This is a genomic window from Bradyrhizobium sp. URHA0013 (assembly GCF_000518345.1).
In the GTDB taxonomy this organism is placed as follows: domain Bacteria; phylum Pseudomonadota; class Alphaproteobacteria; order Rhizobiales; family Xanthobacteraceae; genus Bradyrhizobium.
Map to the genome: position 1 here is coordinate 572683 of NZ_KI912426.1, position 15227 is coordinate 587909.

General features: G+C 64.8%; 12 protein-coding genes. 11 read left to right on the forward strand and 1 reads right to left on the reverse strand.

From position 1 onward, the window contains the following. Positions 1 to 53: 53 nt before the first annotated feature. From N551_RS0123315 to N551_RS0123335, 5 genes are all read left to right on the forward strand, one after another. On the forward strand, positions 54 to 1298 hold the full coding sequence (locus tag N551_RS0123315; protein WP_027568940.1) for an ABC transporter substrate-binding protein: 1245 nt from the start codon (positions 54 to 56) through the stop codon (positions 1296 to 1298). A 171-nt stretch (positions 1299 to 1469) separates the two neighbouring features. After that, complete coding sequence (locus N551_RS0123320) at positions 1470 to 2348, forward strand: branched-chain amino acid ABC transporter permease (protein WP_026233279.1); 879 nt, start codon at positions 1470 to 1472, stop codon at positions 2346 to 2348. After that, the gene (locus N551_RS0123325) at positions 2348 to 3331 is read left to right on the forward strand and encodes a branched-chain amino acid ABC transporter permease (RefSeq protein WP_007593738.1); all 984 of its coding nucleotides are present in this window, start codon (positions 2348 to 2350) and stop codon (positions 3329 to 3331) included. The genes N551_RS0123320 and N551_RS0123325 overlap by 1 nt, the downstream gene beginning before the upstream one ends. Beyond that, positions 3328 to 4059: an ABC transporter ATP-binding protein gene (locus N551_RS0123330; RefSeq protein WP_007593737.1), complete on the forward strand. Its 732-nt coding sequence runs from the start codon at positions 3328 to 3330 to the stop codon at positions 4057 to 4059. Before N551_RS0123325 ends, N551_RS0123330 begins: the two co-directional genes overlap by 4 nt. Beyond that, positions 4043 to 4747, forward strand: a complete 705-nt coding sequence (locus N551_RS0123335; protein WP_027568941.1) for an ABC transporter ATP-binding protein — start codon at positions 4043 to 4045, stop codon at positions 4745 to 4747. The genes N551_RS0123330 and N551_RS0123335 overlap by 17 nt, the downstream gene beginning before the upstream one ends. A gap of 184 nt (positions 4748 to 4931) precedes the next feature. Here the strand turns inward: N551_RS0123335 and N551_RS0123340 are convergent, their stop codons facing one another. Beyond that, positions 4932 to 5606: an aldolase gene (locus N551_RS0123340; RefSeq protein WP_035961779.1), complete on the reverse strand. Its 675-nt coding sequence runs from the start codon at positions 5604 to 5606 to the stop codon at positions 4932 to 4934. A 103-nt stretch (positions 5607 to 5709) separates the two neighbouring features. On the opposite strand from N551_RS0123340, the gene ltnD reads away from it, so the two are divergent. From ltnD to N551_RS0123370, 6 genes are all read left to right on the forward strand, one after another. Next, entirely contained in the window at positions 5710 to 6627 is a 918-nt protein-coding gene (ltnD, locus tag N551_RS0123345) for an L-threonate dehydrogenase (RefSeq protein WP_027568943.1), read from the forward strand. A gap of 14 nt (positions 6628 to 6641) precedes the next feature. After that, the gene (otnI, locus tag N551_RS0123350) at positions 6642 to 7424 is read left to right on the forward strand and encodes a 2-oxo-tetronate isomerase (RefSeq protein ID WP_018456984.1); all 783 of its coding nucleotides are present in this window, start codon (positions 6642 to 6644) and stop codon (positions 7422 to 7424) included. After that, positions 7421 to 8713: a 3-oxo-tetronate kinase gene (gene otnK, locus N551_RS0123355; protein ID WP_027568944.1), complete on the forward strand. Its 1293-nt coding sequence runs from the start codon at positions 7421 to 7423 to the stop codon at positions 8711 to 8713. Before otnI ends, otnK begins: the two co-directional genes overlap by 4 nt. Positions 8714 to 8882: 169 nt before the next feature. After that, positions 8883 to 10574, forward strand: a complete 1692-nt coding sequence (locus N551_RS0123360; RefSeq protein WP_027568945.1) for a methyl-accepting chemotaxis protein — start codon at positions 8883 to 8885, stop codon at positions 10572 to 10574. Positions 10575 to 10817: 243 nt separating this feature from the next. Then, on the forward strand, positions 10818 to 13997 hold the full coding sequence (locus tag N551_RS0123365; protein WP_027568946.1) for an efflux RND transporter permease subunit: 3180 nt from the start codon (positions 10818 to 10820) through the stop codon (positions 13995 to 13997). Continuing rightward, positions 13984 to 15186, forward strand: coding sequence for an efflux RND transporter periplasmic adaptor subunit (locus tag N551_RS0123370; RefSeq protein ID WP_027568947.1), 1203 nt, complete (start codon positions 13984 to 13986; stop codon positions 15184 to 15186). The genes N551_RS0123365 and N551_RS0123370 overlap by 14 nt, the downstream gene beginning before the upstream one ends. The last annotated feature ends 41 nt before the right edge of the window (positions 15187 to 15227 follow it).

Sequence of the window (15227 nt, forward strand, 5' to 3'; positions counted from 1 at the left end):
TCCATCAATCGCTTCATTCGATCAGCCGAAATTCAGTAACAGGGGACTTTGCCATGACGATCACTCGCCGCGACGTATTGTTGGGAGCCACCGCTACGGCCGCGCTGGTGCCGCTGGCCGCCCGCGCACAGACTTCGGAAGTCGTGATCGGCGTGATCTATCCGTTCTCCGGCGGCAGCGCGCAGCAGGGCGTCGACGCGCAGAAGGCCTATGAGACCGCGCTCGAGGTCATCAACAAGGACACCGATTTCGACCTGCCGCTGGCGAAGGGCGAGGGCTTGCCGGGTCTCGGCGGCGCAAAGGTCCGCCTCGTGTTCGCCGACCACCAGGCCGATCCGCAGAAGGGCCGCGCCGAGGCCGAGCGCCTGATCACGCAGGAGAAGGTCTCCGCCATCATCGGCACCTATCAGAGCGCGGTCGCCGTCACCGTCAGCCAGATCTGCGAGCGCTATCAGATCCCGTTCGTCTCCGCCGACAACTCCTCGCCGAGCCTGCACCGTCGCGGCCTGAAATATTACTTCCGCGCCGCGCCGCATGACGAGATGTACTCGGCCGCCATGTTCGACTTCTTCGATGCGTTGAAGAAGAAGGGCACCAAGATCGAGACGCTGTCGCTGTTCCACGAGGACACCATCTTCGGCACCGATTCCGGTAATGCCCAGGCCAAGATCGCCGGCGAGCGCGGTTACAAGATCGTTTCCGACATCAAGTATCGCGCCAACTCGCCCTCGCTCTCGGCCGAGGTGCAGCAGCTCAAGAGCGCGAACGCCGACGTGCTGATGCCCTCGAGCTACACCACCGATGGCATCCTGCTGGTGAAGACCATGGGCGAGCTCGGTTACAAGCCGAACGCGATCGTGGCGCAGGACGCCGGCTTCTCCGAGAAGGCGCTCTACGACGCCGTCGGCGACAAGCTCGAAGGCGTGATCTCGCGCGGCACCTTCTCGCTCGATCTCGCGCAGAAGCGCCCGATGGTCGGCAAGATCAACGATATGTTCAAGACACGGTCGGGCAAGGATTTCAACGATCTCACCTCGCGTCAGTTCATGGGCCTGATCATCCTCGCCGACGCCATCAGCCGCGCCAAGTCGACCGACGGCGAGAAGATCCGCGACGCGCTGGCCGCCACCGACATCCCGGGCGAGCAGACCATCATGCCCTGGAAGCGCGTCAAGTTCGACGAGATGGGCCAGAACAACGACGCCGACCCGGTGCTGCTGCAATATGTCGGCGGCAAGTTCGTCACCATCTTCCCACCGCAGGCCGCGATCGCCGAGGCGATCTGGCCGATGAAGTAAGACACGGCGAGCGGGAGCAGGGAAGCAAATCGAGATCGTCGCAAGAGCCTCGTCATTGCGAGGAGCGAAGCGACGAAGCAATCCAGACTGTCTCCGCGACGAGATTCTGGATTGCTTCGCTTCGCTCGCAATGACGGAGCAAACGATGATATTTCGAGCGGGGGACCACCGGTGACAGCCCAAACCATTATCCAAAGTCTCGCGAGCGGCCTTCTCATGGGTCTGCTCTACGGACTGATCGCGGTCGGCCTCGCGCTGATCTTCGGCCTGATGGACGTCGTGAACTTCGCCCATGGCGAGTTCCTGATGATCGCGATGTATGTGAGCTTCTTCCTGTTCACGTTCTTCGCCATCGACCCCTTGCTGTCGGCGCCGCTGGTGGCCGCCGCGCTGTTCGTATTCGGAGCGGTCGTCTATTTGTTGATCGTACGCTTCGCTATGCGAGCCAAGGCCAATGCCGGCATGGTGCAGATCTTCTCCACCTTTGGCCTCGCCATCGTGATGCGCGGCCTCGCGCAATTCTTCTTCACGCCTGACTATCGCAGCGTTCCGCAGTCCTGGCTCGGCGGCAAGACGATCTCGATCGCCGGCGTCTTCCTGCCGGAGCCGCAGCTCATGGGTGCGCTGGTTTCGATCCTGGCCTTTGCCGGCCTCTACTTCTTCATCCATCGCACCGATTTCGGTCGCGCGCTGGAGGCCACCCGTGAAGATCCCGGCGCGGTGGCCCTCGTCGGCATCGACAAGAACCGCGTGTTCGCACTCGGCTGGGGGCTTGGTGCCGCGCTGGTAGGCCTCGCCGGAGCGATCATGGCAAGCTTCTTCTATATTTATCCCGACGTCGGCGCGTCCTTTGCGCTGATCGCCTACGTCACGGTCGCGCTCGGCGGCTTCGGCAGCGTGTTCGGCGCTTTCGCCGGCGGGATCATCGTCGGCCTCGTCGAGGCAACCACCGCGCTGGTGCTGCCGCCGTCGCTGAAATCGGTCGGCATTTACGCCGTCTACCTGCTGGTCGTCTTCATCCGGCCGCGCGGCCTGTTCGGATCGATGTGATGGACAAGGATTTTGCCGCGCGGCGCCGCCGCGACCTCATCATCGCCGCGGTGTTGACCGCCCTGGCGGCGCTCGCGCCGCTGTTCATCAAGGACGTCTACGTCCAGAACATCCTGATCCTGACCTTGATGTATGCGGCGCTGTCGCAGAGCTGGAATATTCTCTCCGGCTATTGCGGGCAGATCTCGCTGGGACACGCGCTCTATTTCGGCATCGGCGCCTACACCACCGAGCTGCTGTTCACCAAATTCGGCGTGCTGCCATGGTTCGGCATGCTCGCCGGCGGCGCGGTCGCGGCCGCGATCGCGATGGGGCTCGGCTATCCCTTCTTCCGCCTGCGTGGCCATTACTTCGTGATCGCGACCATCGTTATCGCCGAGATCGGGCTGCTGCTGTTCCAGAACTGGGAATGGGCGGGGGCCGCGATGGGAATCACCATTCCGGTGCGCGGCGACAGCTGGCTGAAATTCCAGTTCATGCGCAGCAAGCTGCCGTACTTCTATTTCGCACTGGTGCTATGCAGCCTCGCCTGGTTCGTCACCTGGTGGTTGGAGGACTCCAAATGGGGCTTCTGGTGGCGCGCGGTAAAGGACAATCCGGAAGCGGCCGAGAGCCTCGGCGTCGTCGTGTTCAACTCCAAGATGGGCGCGGCTGCCGTCTCTGCTTTCCTCGTTGCCATCGGCGGCGCCTTCTATGCGCAGTTTCTCGCCTATATCGATCCTGAAAGCGTCATGGGCTTCCAGTTCTCGCTGCTGATGGCGTTGCCGGCCGTGCTTGGCGGCATCGGCACCCTCTGGGGGCCCGTGTTAGGAGCGGCCATCCTGATCCCGATGACGGAGCTGACGCGCTCCTATATCGGCGGCTCCGGCCGCGGCGTCGATCTCATCGTCTACGGCACGCTGATCGTGCTGATTTCGCTCGCCCTGCCACAGGGTCTGGTGAGCCTGTTCTCTCGTGCGAAGCGGAAGGGAGCCACGCGATGACCCCGCTGCTTGAAACCCGCGGCGTCTGGCAGCGCTTCGGCGGCCTCGTCGCCAACAGCGACGTCTCGATCTCGGTCGGCCGCGGCGAGATCGTCGGCCTGATCGGCCCGAATGGAGCCGGCAAGTCGACGCTGTTCAATCTCATCGCCGGCGTGCTGCCGCCGACGCAAGGCTCGATCTGGTTCGACGGCGAGGATGTCACCAGCATGCCGGCCGCCGAGCGCTGCCAGCGCGGCGTCGGTCGCACCTTCCAGGTCGTCAAGAGCTTCGAGACCATGACCGTTATCGACAACGTCATCGTCGGCGCTCTCGTGCGCAACACCGTAATGCGCGAGGCACGCCGCAAGGCTCATGAGGTGCTCGAATTTACCGGCCTTGCCGCGCGCGCCAACGTGCTCGCGAGCGACCTCGTGCCGGCCGAAAAGCGCCGCCTTGAAGTCGCGCGCGCGCTTGCAACAGAACCGAAATTGCTGCTGCTCGACGAAGTCCTCACTGGTCTTACGCCGACCGAGGCGCAGACCGGTGTGGCGCTGGTGCGCAAGGTGCGTGACGCCGGCATTACCGTCCTGATGGTCGAGCACGTCATGGAGATCGTGATGCCGCTGGTCGATCGTGCCATCGTGCTCGACCTCGGCAAGGTGCTGGTCGAGGGCAAGCCCACTGAAATCGTCCGCGATCCCAAGGTGATCAGCGCATATCTGGGAGATCGTCATGCTGTCGGTGCGTGAAGTCACGACCGCCTATCAGGGCCTGGTCGCGATCTCCGGGGTCAGCATCGAAGTCGCCAAGGGCGAGATCGTCTGCGTCGCCGGCGCCAACGGCGCGGGCAAGTCGACGCTGCTGAAATCCATCGCCGGCGCCGAGCGCCCGCGCTCGGGCACGGTGACGTTCGACGGCAAGCGCCTCGACGGCATGGCGCAGCACCACATCACCGCCACCGGCATCGCCTATGTGCCGGAGAACCGCCGCTTGTTTCCGCGCCTCTCCGTGCGCGACAATCTGCGCCTCGGCAGCTATCTCTACCGCGGCGAGGCCGACCGCGAGAGCCCTCTCGATCTCGTGTTCCAGCTCTTTCCGCGCCTCTCCGAACGCCTCGAGCAGCGCGCCGAGACGCTAAGCGGCGGCGAGCAGCAGATGCTCGCGATCGGCCGGGCGCTGATGACGCGCCCGCGGCTGTTGATGCTGGACGAGCCCTCGCAGGGCATCATGCCGAAGCTGGTCGACGAGATCTTCCAGGCCGTCAAGCGCATCCGCGACGCCGGCATGACCGTGCTGATCGTGGAGCAACGCATGGCGGAGTGCCTGGAAATCGCTGACCGCGCCTACATCCTGCAAACCGGCCGCGTGCTGATGCAGGGCGCGGCAAGCGAGATCAAGGGCAATCCCGACGTGCGCAAGGCGTATTTGGGGCTGTAGCCGCGAAGTGTTGGGCACGCTCACGCAACACACTCGGCGTCATCGCCCGCGAAGGCGGGCGATCCAGTATTCCAGAGGCCGTTGTGATTGAGCCGAGAAGCCGCGGCGTACTGGATTCCCCGCCTTCGCGGGGAATGACACCGGTGAGCAGGACGGTGTTAGTTCACCCACGGCTGCACGAGGCTCATTCCTCGTGCCCATGCTCCGGCAGCGCCACCCCAAACACCTTCACCAGATCCGTCACCTGCTCTGGCGACAAATATCGCGGGTTCATCCCGCGCAGCAGCAGATACAGCTTCGCCGTCTCCTCCAACTCCTCGGTCGCGAACACCGCTGCTTCCAGCGTATCGCCGGCGACGACCGGGCCGTGATTGGCGAGCAGCACGGATGAGTATTTTCCCGCCAGTCCCCTGATCGCATCCGCGACCGCGGGATCGCCGGGGCGGTAATAGGGCACGAGCGCGGTGGCGCCGCATTTCATCAGATAATAGGCCGTCATCGGCGGCAGCGCGGCGCGCGGGTCGATCTCCGGCAGCATCGACAGCGCAACCGAATGGGTGGAGTGCAGATGCACGATCGCCCTTGCGCTCCCGCGCGTGGCATAGAGTGCATTGTGCAGCGGAACTTCCTTGGTCGGCGCATCGCCCGAAACCAGTCGGCCCTGATCGTCCAGCCGCGACAGTTTTGCGGGATCGAGGAAGCCGAGCGAGGCATTGGTGGGCGTCACCAGCCAGCCGCCGCCGTCCAGCCTGACGCTGATATTGCCGGAGGAGCCGGGCGTCAGCCCCCGCTCGAACAGGGACCGTCCGAAGCGGCAAATGTCTTCGCGCAGCAATGTCTCGTTGCTCATGGCCGCCATGTCCGTTTGTCTCACGCTTTGGCAGCGCGGCCAAGCCGTGTTATTCGGTTGGCAAGCTGCCGCAAAGGGTGGCCCTCCGGGAAACGTCGCAAGGATCAGTTGCATGTCCGCCTCCACGTCACAGAATCAGCGCATCGCCGTCATCGGGCTCGGCTCGATGGGGTTTGGCATGGCGACCTCGCTGAAGCGCGCCGGTCATGTCGTCACCGGCTGCGACGTCTCGGCTGATGCGGTGGCTCGTTTCGTGACGGAGGGCGGCGCGGGCGCCAAGACGCCGGCCGAAGCTGCCAAGGGCGCCGACATCGTCGTCAGCGTCGTCGTCAATGCCGCGCAGACCGAGACGATCCTGTTCGGCAAGGATGGCGTCGCGGAAACCATGGCCAAGGACAGCGTCTTCCTGTCGTCGGCGACCATGGATCCCGACGTGGCGCGGCGTCTCGCCAAGCAGTTGGAGGCGACCGGCCGGCACTATCTGGATGCACCGATCTCCGGCGGGGCGCAGCGCGCAGCGCAGGGCGAGCTGACGATCCTCGCCTCCGGCAGTCCGGCTGCGTTTGAGAAAGCGCGGCCCGCGCTCGATGCCATGGCCGCAAAGCTCTACGAACTTGGCGATGCCGCAGGCCAGGGCGCCGCCTTCAAGATGATCAACCAGTTGCTCGCCGGCGTGCATATCGCCGCCGCCAGCGAGGCGATCGCGTTCGCGGCCAAGCAGGGGCTCGATATCCGCAAGGTCTATGAGGTGATCACGGCGTCCGCCGGAAACTCCTGGATGTTCGAGAACCGCATGCCACACGTGCTCGACGGCGATTACACCCCGCGCAGTGCGGTCGAGATTTTCGTCAAGGACCTCGGCATCATCCAGGACATGGCGCGCAGTGCCAGATTCCCGGTTCCGGTCTCCGCCGCAGCACTTCAGATGTTCTTGATGACAGCCGCCGCCGGTATGGGCCGCGACGACGATGCGTCGGTGGCGCGGATGTATGCGCAGGTCACCGGAGTCAAGCTGCCCGGCGACAAGTAGACAAGAGGATTCCAATGCCCCGTTTCGCCGCCAATCTCTCGATGATGTTCACCGAGGTGCCGTTCCTCGACCGCTTCGATGCCGCTGCGGCAGCCGGCTTCACCGCCGTCGAGTTTCTCTTTCCCTACGAGCATTCGGCCGAGGCGGTCGGCGAGCGGCTCAAGCGCAACGGCTTGACTCAGGCGCTGTTCAACCTGCCGCCGGGCGACTGGAATGCCGGCGAGAAGGGCTTTGCGGCACTCCCGTCGCGATTCCCCGAGCTCAAGGCGAGCCTGGAGACCGCGCTGCCCTACGCCAAAGCGACCGGCGTCAAGCGGCTGCATTTGATGGCGGGCATCGCCAACCGCGGCGAGCGCGTCGCCATCGAGGCGTTCTACAAATCGGTGGCGTGGGCCGCCGAGTTCTTTGCGCCGCACGGCATCGACATCGTGCTCGAGCCGATCAATGCACGCAACGTGCCCGGCTATTTCCTCAACGATTTCGGATTCGCGCGCGACCTGATCCAGGAGCTGCGGCTTCCGAACCTGAAACTCCAGTTCGACATCTATCACTGCCAGATCATCCATGGCGACGTCACGATGCGGCTGCGTGAGATGATGCCGGTCATCGGCCACATCCAGATCGCCAGCATTCCCTCGCGCAACGAGCCCGACGGCGAGGAGCTGAACTATCCGTTCCTGTTCGACGAACTCGACCGGCTCGGTTATGCCGGCTTCGTCGGCTGCGAATACAATCCGCGCGGCAAGACCACCGACGGCCTTGCCTGGTTCAAGCCTTATGCGGGAGTGAAGCCGTGACAGTTGCAGCGAAAATATCCCTTGGCTGCATTGCCGACGACTACACCGGCGCCTCCGACCTCGCCAACACGCTGACGCGCGCCGGCCTGCGCACCGTGCAGACCATCGGCGTGCCCGCGGACGATCTCGCGCTGCCCGAGGTCGACGCCGTCGTGGTGTCCTTGAAGAGCCGTTCGATCGAGGCCAGCCTTGCCGTGTCGCGCTCGCGCGCGGCCGAGACGTGGCTGCGCGGCCGCGGCGCAAGCCACGTGCTGTTCAAGATCTGCTCGACCTTCGATTCCACCGATGCGGGCAATATCGGCCCGGTGATGGACGCGCTGCGCGCCGATTGCGGCGAGGCGGCCGTGCTGGTGACGCCGGCCTTCCCGGAGACCGGCCGCACCGTTTACCAGGGCAATCTGTTCGTGGGCGCCGTGCCGCTGAACGAGAGCCCGCTGAAGGACCATCCGCTCAACCCGATGCACGATTCTAACCTGGTGCGCGTGCTGGCGCGCCAGAGCAAGACGCAAATCGGCCTTGTCGACCTCGCCACCGTCACGCGCGGCGCGGATGCCGTGCGGGCGCGGCTGTCCGAACTCGCCGGCAAGGGCATTGGCGCGGCGATCATCGACGCCGTGTTCGATCGCGACCTCGAAACCATCGGCCTCGTCGCCGCCCAGCATCGGTTGTCGGTCGGCGCCTCCGGCATGGGCCTTGGGCTGGCGCGGGCGCTGGTGTCTACAGGCAAGGTCACATCGACCGCGGCGAGCAGCGAGGCGGCGGGGACAGCGGTCGGCGGACCGGCGGCGTGCCTGGCCGGAAGCTGCTCGCAGGCGACGCTTCAGCAGATCGCCAATGCCGAGCGTGTCATGCCGGTGCTGCATCTCGATCCGGACCGTATTACTGCGGGCGAGGACGAGGCGCAGCGCGCACTGGCCTGGGCGAAGCCGCGACTGGCGGACGGTCCGGTCCTGATCGCATCGAGCTCGACGCCGGATCAGGTCGCCGCGCTCCAGGCGCGCCATGGCCGCGACGCGGCCGGTCACGCCATCGAGCAGGCGATGGCCGACATTGCCGAGGGTCTGGTGCGGGCCGGCGTCAAGCGCCTGGTCGTTGCCGGCGGGGAAACATCCGGCGCCGTGGTCGACCGGCTGAAGATTCCCGGATTTCTCGTGGGGGTGGAGATCGCAGCCGGCGTCCCCGTGCTGCGTGCAGTCGGTGCTGAAAAAGGCGACATGCTGCTCGCCTTGAAGTCCGGAAACTTCGGCGGGCCGGAGTTTTTCTCCGACGCGCTTGGGCTCATGCGCTGAGCGCAGGGCATTTTTAGCGTCGTGTTCACTTGTTTCAGGCTTCCGTACTCGTACGGAGTCGTCGTTAACGTCCGCTCAGGTGCTCTGGTGTTGGATGTCGGTGCTGCTCCCTTAGGTTGATTCGTAAAGCTTCCGGACGCGCCGCCGCGCCAGCACAAAGAGACTCCATATGCTCGCCACTATTTCCATCCGCGCCAAGATCATCAGTGTCGTGGCGTTCCTGCTGGTCGCGATGGCCGGCATGGGCCTGCTCGCCGTCATGAAGATGCGGTCGATGAATGCCAACACCGTCGACATCACCACGAGCTGGATGCCCAGCGTGCGCGTGCTCGGGGATCTCCGGGCCGGCGTGATCACCTACCGCAATGTGATCCGGGAGCACATGCTGTCGGAAACGCTGGACGAGAAACTCGCGGCAGAGAAGACGCTCGCGACCGTGGTCGAGGCCAACACCAAGTTTCGCAAAACTTACGAAGACATGATCACCTCGCCTGAAGAGCGGGCACTCTACGGTGAATGGTCCAAGCTCTGGGACGAGTACAAGAAGGGCACGCAGGAGGTCATGGCGCTGTCTCGCAAGGAGGCCGGCAAGGTCCCGCACGAGGCGCATGAGCTGAACACCAAGACGGTCAACAAGATCGGGCTTCAGGCCGACGAGGTCCTGCGCAAGGACATCGAGCTCAACACCAAGGGTGGCGACCAGGCCGCGCAGGATGCCGCTGACAGCTATTCCTTCGCTTTCATGTTGGTTTCGATCATTCTTGGCGCCGCCGTGATCATCGGGATCGCCGTCGGCTTCTACCTCGTCCGGGACGTCTCCAGCGGTATCAACTCGATCATCGAGCCGATGCAGGCACTCGGTAAGGGCGAACTTTCCGCCGAAGTCCCGCATCGCGGTGAGAAGACCGAGATCGGCGCCATGGCCGACGTGCTCCAGATCTTCAAGGAAGCGCTGATCGCCAAGAAGGCCGCCGACGAGGCTGCCGCCGCCGATGCCGAAGCCAAGATCGAGCGCGGCCGCCGCGTCGACAACATCACCCGCGAATTCGAAACGATGATCGGCGAGATCGTTCAGACCGTGTCGTCGGCCTCGACCCAGTTGGAGGCCTCCGCCTCGACGCTGACCTCGACCGCCGACCGCTCCCAGCGGCTGGCGACCACGGTTGCCGGAGCGTCGGAGGAGGCCTCGACCAACGTGCAGTCGGTGGCCTCGGCCACCGAGGAGATGGCCTCATCGGTCGGCGAGATCAGCCGTCAGGTGCAGGAATCTGCGCGGATGGCGGGCGATGCCGTCGGTCAGGCGCGCACCACCACCGAACGCGTCAGCGAGCTCTCCAAGGCAGCCTCGCGCATCGGCGACGTCGTCGAGCTCATCAACACCATCGCAGGCCAGACCAACCTGTTGGCGCTGAACGCGACCATCGAAGCCGCGCGCGCCGGCGAAGCCGGCCGCGGCTTTGCGGTCGTCGCCTCCGAGGTGAAGGCGCTCGCCGAGCAGACCGCGAAGGCGACCGGTGAGATCGGCCAGCAGATTTCCGGCATCCAGGCGGCGACCAACGACTCGGTCGGCGCCATCAAGGAGATCTCGTCGACCATCGAGCGTCTGTCGGAGATCTCGTCGGCGATCGCGGCGGCCGTGGAAGAGCAGGGCGCGGCGACCCAGGAGATCGCCCGCAACGTCCAGCAGGCGGCGCAGGGCACCCAGCAGGTCTCCTCCAACATCACCGACGTGCAGCGCGGCGCGACCGAGACCGGCACGGCCTCCTCGCAGGTGCTGTCGGCGGCGCAGATGCTGTCGAACGACTCGAACCGGCTCAAGACCGAAGTCAGCAAGTTCCTGACCAACGTCCGCGCGGCCTAGGCCGGCAGGCACGAAATTCCTGAAAGCGGCGTCCTCGGGCGCCGCTTTTTACGCGGGGGACAGCAGCTTCTGTCATCTTTCGGGCATGAGCTGCATATCTGGAATGCGATTTCGCAGTGCGATAGCAGGGAAGTTACCGCACGTGACGCAGCGTCGTTGGCCATTTGTGCGGTCTTCAGGTAAATCAGCCGAGGAACCCGCGGGGGCGGTGTTTCCTGTCCCTGATCTGGAATTGCCCAACGAATGATTGCTCTGGTCCGTATTGCCCTGAGCCGGCCCTACACGTTTGTCGTGCTCGCGCTCCTGCTTCTGATCATCGGACCGCTGGCGGCGCTGCGGACGCCGACCGACATCTTTCCGGACATCCGCATCCCCGTGATCGGCGTGGTCTGGCAATACACCGGCCTGCCGCCCGACCAGATGTCGGGCCGCATCACCACGCCGTTCCAGCGCGCGCTGACGACGACGGTCAACGACATCGAGCACATCACCGCCAATTCCTATAACGGCTTTGGCATCATCAAGATCTTCTTCCAGCCGAACGTCGACATTCGCACCGCCAATGCGCAGGTCACCGCGATCTCGCAGACGCTGATCAAGCAGATGCCGCCGGGCGCGACGCCGCCTCTGATCCTGAACTACTCCGCCTCCACCGTGCCGATCGTCCAGGTGGCGCTGTCGGGCGACGGGCTGACCGAGCAGAACCTCGCCGATATCGGCATCAACCAGCTGCGAACGCCGCTGGTCACCGTGCCTGGCGCAGCTATCCCGTACCCGTTCGGCGGCAAGCAGCGCCAGGTCCAGATCGACCTCGACCCGACCGCGCTCCAGGCGAGGGGCCTGTCCGGCCAGGACGTCGCCAACGCGCTCGCGGCCCAGAACCTGATCACGCCGGTCGGCACCCAGAAGATCGGGCAGTTCGAATACAACATCCAGCTCAACAACTCGCCGCTGAAGATCGAGGAGCTCGGCAATCTGCCGATCAAGACGGTCAACGGCGCGATGGTCTATGTGCGCGACGTCGCGACCGTGCGCGACGGCAACCCGCCACAGACCAACATCGTCCATGTCGACGGCAACCGCTCGGTGCTGATGATGGTGCTGAAGGCGGGCGCGACCTCGACGCTCGACATCATCGCGGGCATTAAGCAGAAGGTGATCGACGTCAAGGACCAGCTGCCGGACGCGCTCAAGATCGGCTTCATCGGTGATCAGTCGGTGTTCGTCCGCGGCGCCATCGAAGGCGTCGCGTTCGAAGGCGTGATCGCGGCGCTGCTCACCAGCATCATGATCCTGCTGTTCCTCGGCAGCTGGCGCTCGACCGTCATCATCGCGGTCTCGATCCCGCTCTCCGTGCTCGGCGCCATCATCATGCTGTCGGCGATCGGCGAGACGCTGAACATCATGACGCTCGGCGGCCTGGCTCTCGCGGTCGGCATCCTCGTCGACGACGCCACCGTCACGATCGAGAACATCAATTATCATCTGGAGCAGGGCAAGCCGGTCGAGCAGTCGATCCTCGACGGCGCCAACCAGATCGTGACGCCGGCCTTCGTCTCGCTGCTCTGCATCTGCATCGTGTTCGTGCCGATGTTCTTCCTCACCGGCGTGGCGCGCTTCCTGTTCGTGCCGATGGCGGAAGCGGTGATGTTCGCGATGATCTGGTCGTTCCTGCTGTCGCGTACGTTGGTGCCGACCATGGCGAACTATCTGTTGCAGGCACATGTCCATCACGAGGACGGTCCGCCGAAGTCGCGCAATCCCCTGGTGTGGTTCCAGCGCGGTTTCGAGGCTCGCTTCGAGCGTATTCGCGGCGGCTACCACAGTTTCCTCGGGCTCGCGCTCGCGCACCGTCCGGTGTTCGTGATCGGCTTCCTCTGCGTGGTCGGCGCGTCCTTCGCGCTGGTGCCGTTCCTCGGGCGCAACTTCTTCCCCGCGGTCGATGCCGGCAACATCCTGATGCACGTCCGCACCCAGGTCGGCACCCGCGTCGAGGAGACCGCGAACCAGCTCGCCGACGTGCAGAAGGCGATCCGCAAGCTGATCCCGGGCGAGATCGAAACGCTGACCGACAACATCGGCATGCCGATCTCCGGCATCAACATGACCTACAACAACACCGGCGTGATCGGCCCGCAGGATGGCGACATCCAGATCAAGCTAAAGGAAGGCCACAAGCCGACCGAGGAGCATGTGCGCGTGCTGCGTGAGCAACTGCCGCGGCTGTTCCCCGGCGTCAGCTTCGCCTTCCTGCCGGCCGACATCGTCAGCCAGATCCTGAACTTCGGCGCGCCGGCGCCGATCGACCTGCAGATCCGCGGCGCCAATCTCAGCGCCAACTTCGCGTATGCCAACAATCTGCTGGCCAAGGTCCGCAGGATTCCCGGCGTCGCCGATGCGCGCATCCAGCAGTCGCCGAACAATCCGACCTTCAACATCGATGTCGACCGCACCCGCGCGCAATATGTCGGCCTGACCGAGCGCGACGTCACCAACAGTCTCGTGGTCAATCTTGCCGGCTCATCGCAGGTGGCGCCGACCTACTACCTTAATCCGGATAATGGCGTGTCCTATTCGATCGTGATGCAGACGCCGCAATATCAGATGGATTCGCTCAGCGCGCTTCAGACGTTGCCGATCACGGCCGCCGGCAATTCGCAGTCGCCGATCCTCGGCGGCATCGCCGACATCAAGCGCTCGACCTCGAGCGCGGTGGTCTCGCAATACGACATCCAGTCGATGGTGCAGATTTTCGCCACGACCTCGGGCCGCGATCTCGGTGCGGTCGCGACGGACATCCGCCAAGTGATCGCCAACACCGCCAAGGAGGTGCCGAAAGGCTCTTCCGTGGTGCTGCTCGGCCAGGTGCAGACCATGAACAGCGCCTTCACCGGCTTGTTGTTCGGCCTGCTCGGCGCGGTCGTCCTGATCTATTTCCTGATCGTCGTGAACTTCCAGTCCTGGTCCGATCCGTTCGTGATCATCACCGCGCTGCCCGCAGCACTCGCCGGCATCGTCTGGATGCTGTTCGCCACCGAGACGACGCTGTCGGTACCGGCGCTGACCGGCGCCATCATGTGCATGGGCGTTGCCACCGCCAACAGCGTGCTCGTGATCTCGTTCGCGCGCGAGCGCTACGAGGAGCTCGGCGATCCCATCGCCGCGGCGCTGGAAGCCGGCTTCGTCCGGTTCCGCCCGGTGCTGATGACGGCGCTCGCCATGATCATCGGCATGGCGCCGATGGCCTTGGGGCTCGGCGAGGGGGGCGAGCAGAATGCGCCGCTCGGCCGCGCCGTGATCGGCGGCCTGATCTTTGCAACCTTCGCCACGTTGATGTTTGTTCCCGTGGTGTTCAGCATGGTACACAAGAAGCAAGGCGCCAAAGCCGCCGCCTCCCTGGAGACCCCGCATGTCGCCCACTGAATCCCGCTCCCCGGTGTCGCACCGGAAACTGGGCCTTTTCGGCGTGGTGGCGCTGATCGCGGCGGGGCTGGTCGTGGGCACCGGCATCCGTGCCCGCGAGGAGCAGGGCTCCAGGCTGAAGGCATGGACCGATGACCAGGCCGTTCCCAGCGTCGCGGTGACGCTGCCCAATGCCAAGGCTCCCAATTCGACCATCGACTTGCCGGGCCGTCTCGAAGCCTATTATCGCGCGCCGATCTTTGCCCGCGTTCCCGGCTATCTCAAAAGCTGGAGCGCCGATATCGGTGCGCGGGTGAAGGCCGGTCAGGTGATCGCAGAGATCGAGGCGCCCGACCTCGACCAGCAGCTGCTTCAGGCCCGCGCCGACCTCGCCAGCCAGCAGTCCAGCGCCAGGCTGTCGGAAGCCACCCTCAACCGCCGCAAGACGCTGGTCGCCTCCAATTTCGTCTCCGCGCAGGAGATCGACGAGCGTACCGCCGATCTCTCCAACAAGAACGCGGCGGTTCGCTCGGGCCAGGCCAATGTCGAGCGCCTCGAAGCGCTGGCCGGTTACAAGAAGATCACCGCTCCGTTTGACGGTGTTGTCACGGCGCGAGACACTGACGTCGGTGCGCTGATCAATTCAGGCGGCGGCTCGGGCCCGGCGATGTTCGTGGTCTCCGACATCACCAAGCTGCGCGTCTATATCAACGTGCCCCAGAACTACGTGCCCGCGATCAAGATCGGCGCCAAGGCCGCCATCGTGCTGCCGGAGTATCCGAACCGGACCTTCCAGGCGACGGTGGAAGCTTCCTCACAGGCGGTTGACGTCGCCTCCGGCACGACACGCATGCAGCTCGGTCTCGATAATTCCTCAGGCGAGCTGATGCCCGGCGGCTACGCCAGCGTGAAGCTCAGCCTGCAGCGCGACACCGCGCCGCTCAGCATTCCCGCCAGCGCGCTGATCTTCAACGGCAGCGGCCTGCGCGTCGCCACCGTCGGTCCGGACGACAAGGTCCTGTTCAAGCCCGTGACCATCGCGCGCGATCTTGGCAAGGAAATCGAGCTCGCCTCGGGAATTGCAGCGGATGACCGCGTCATCACAGCACCACCGGACGGCCTTTCCGACGGCGACCAGGTCCGCGTGACAGGCGCCGGCGCCAAGGGCAAGCCGGCGACCGCGTCGGAAAAGCAGGCGCCGAAGGGGTAGCCTCGATTTCGTAGGGTGGGCAAAGCGAAGCGTGCCCACCA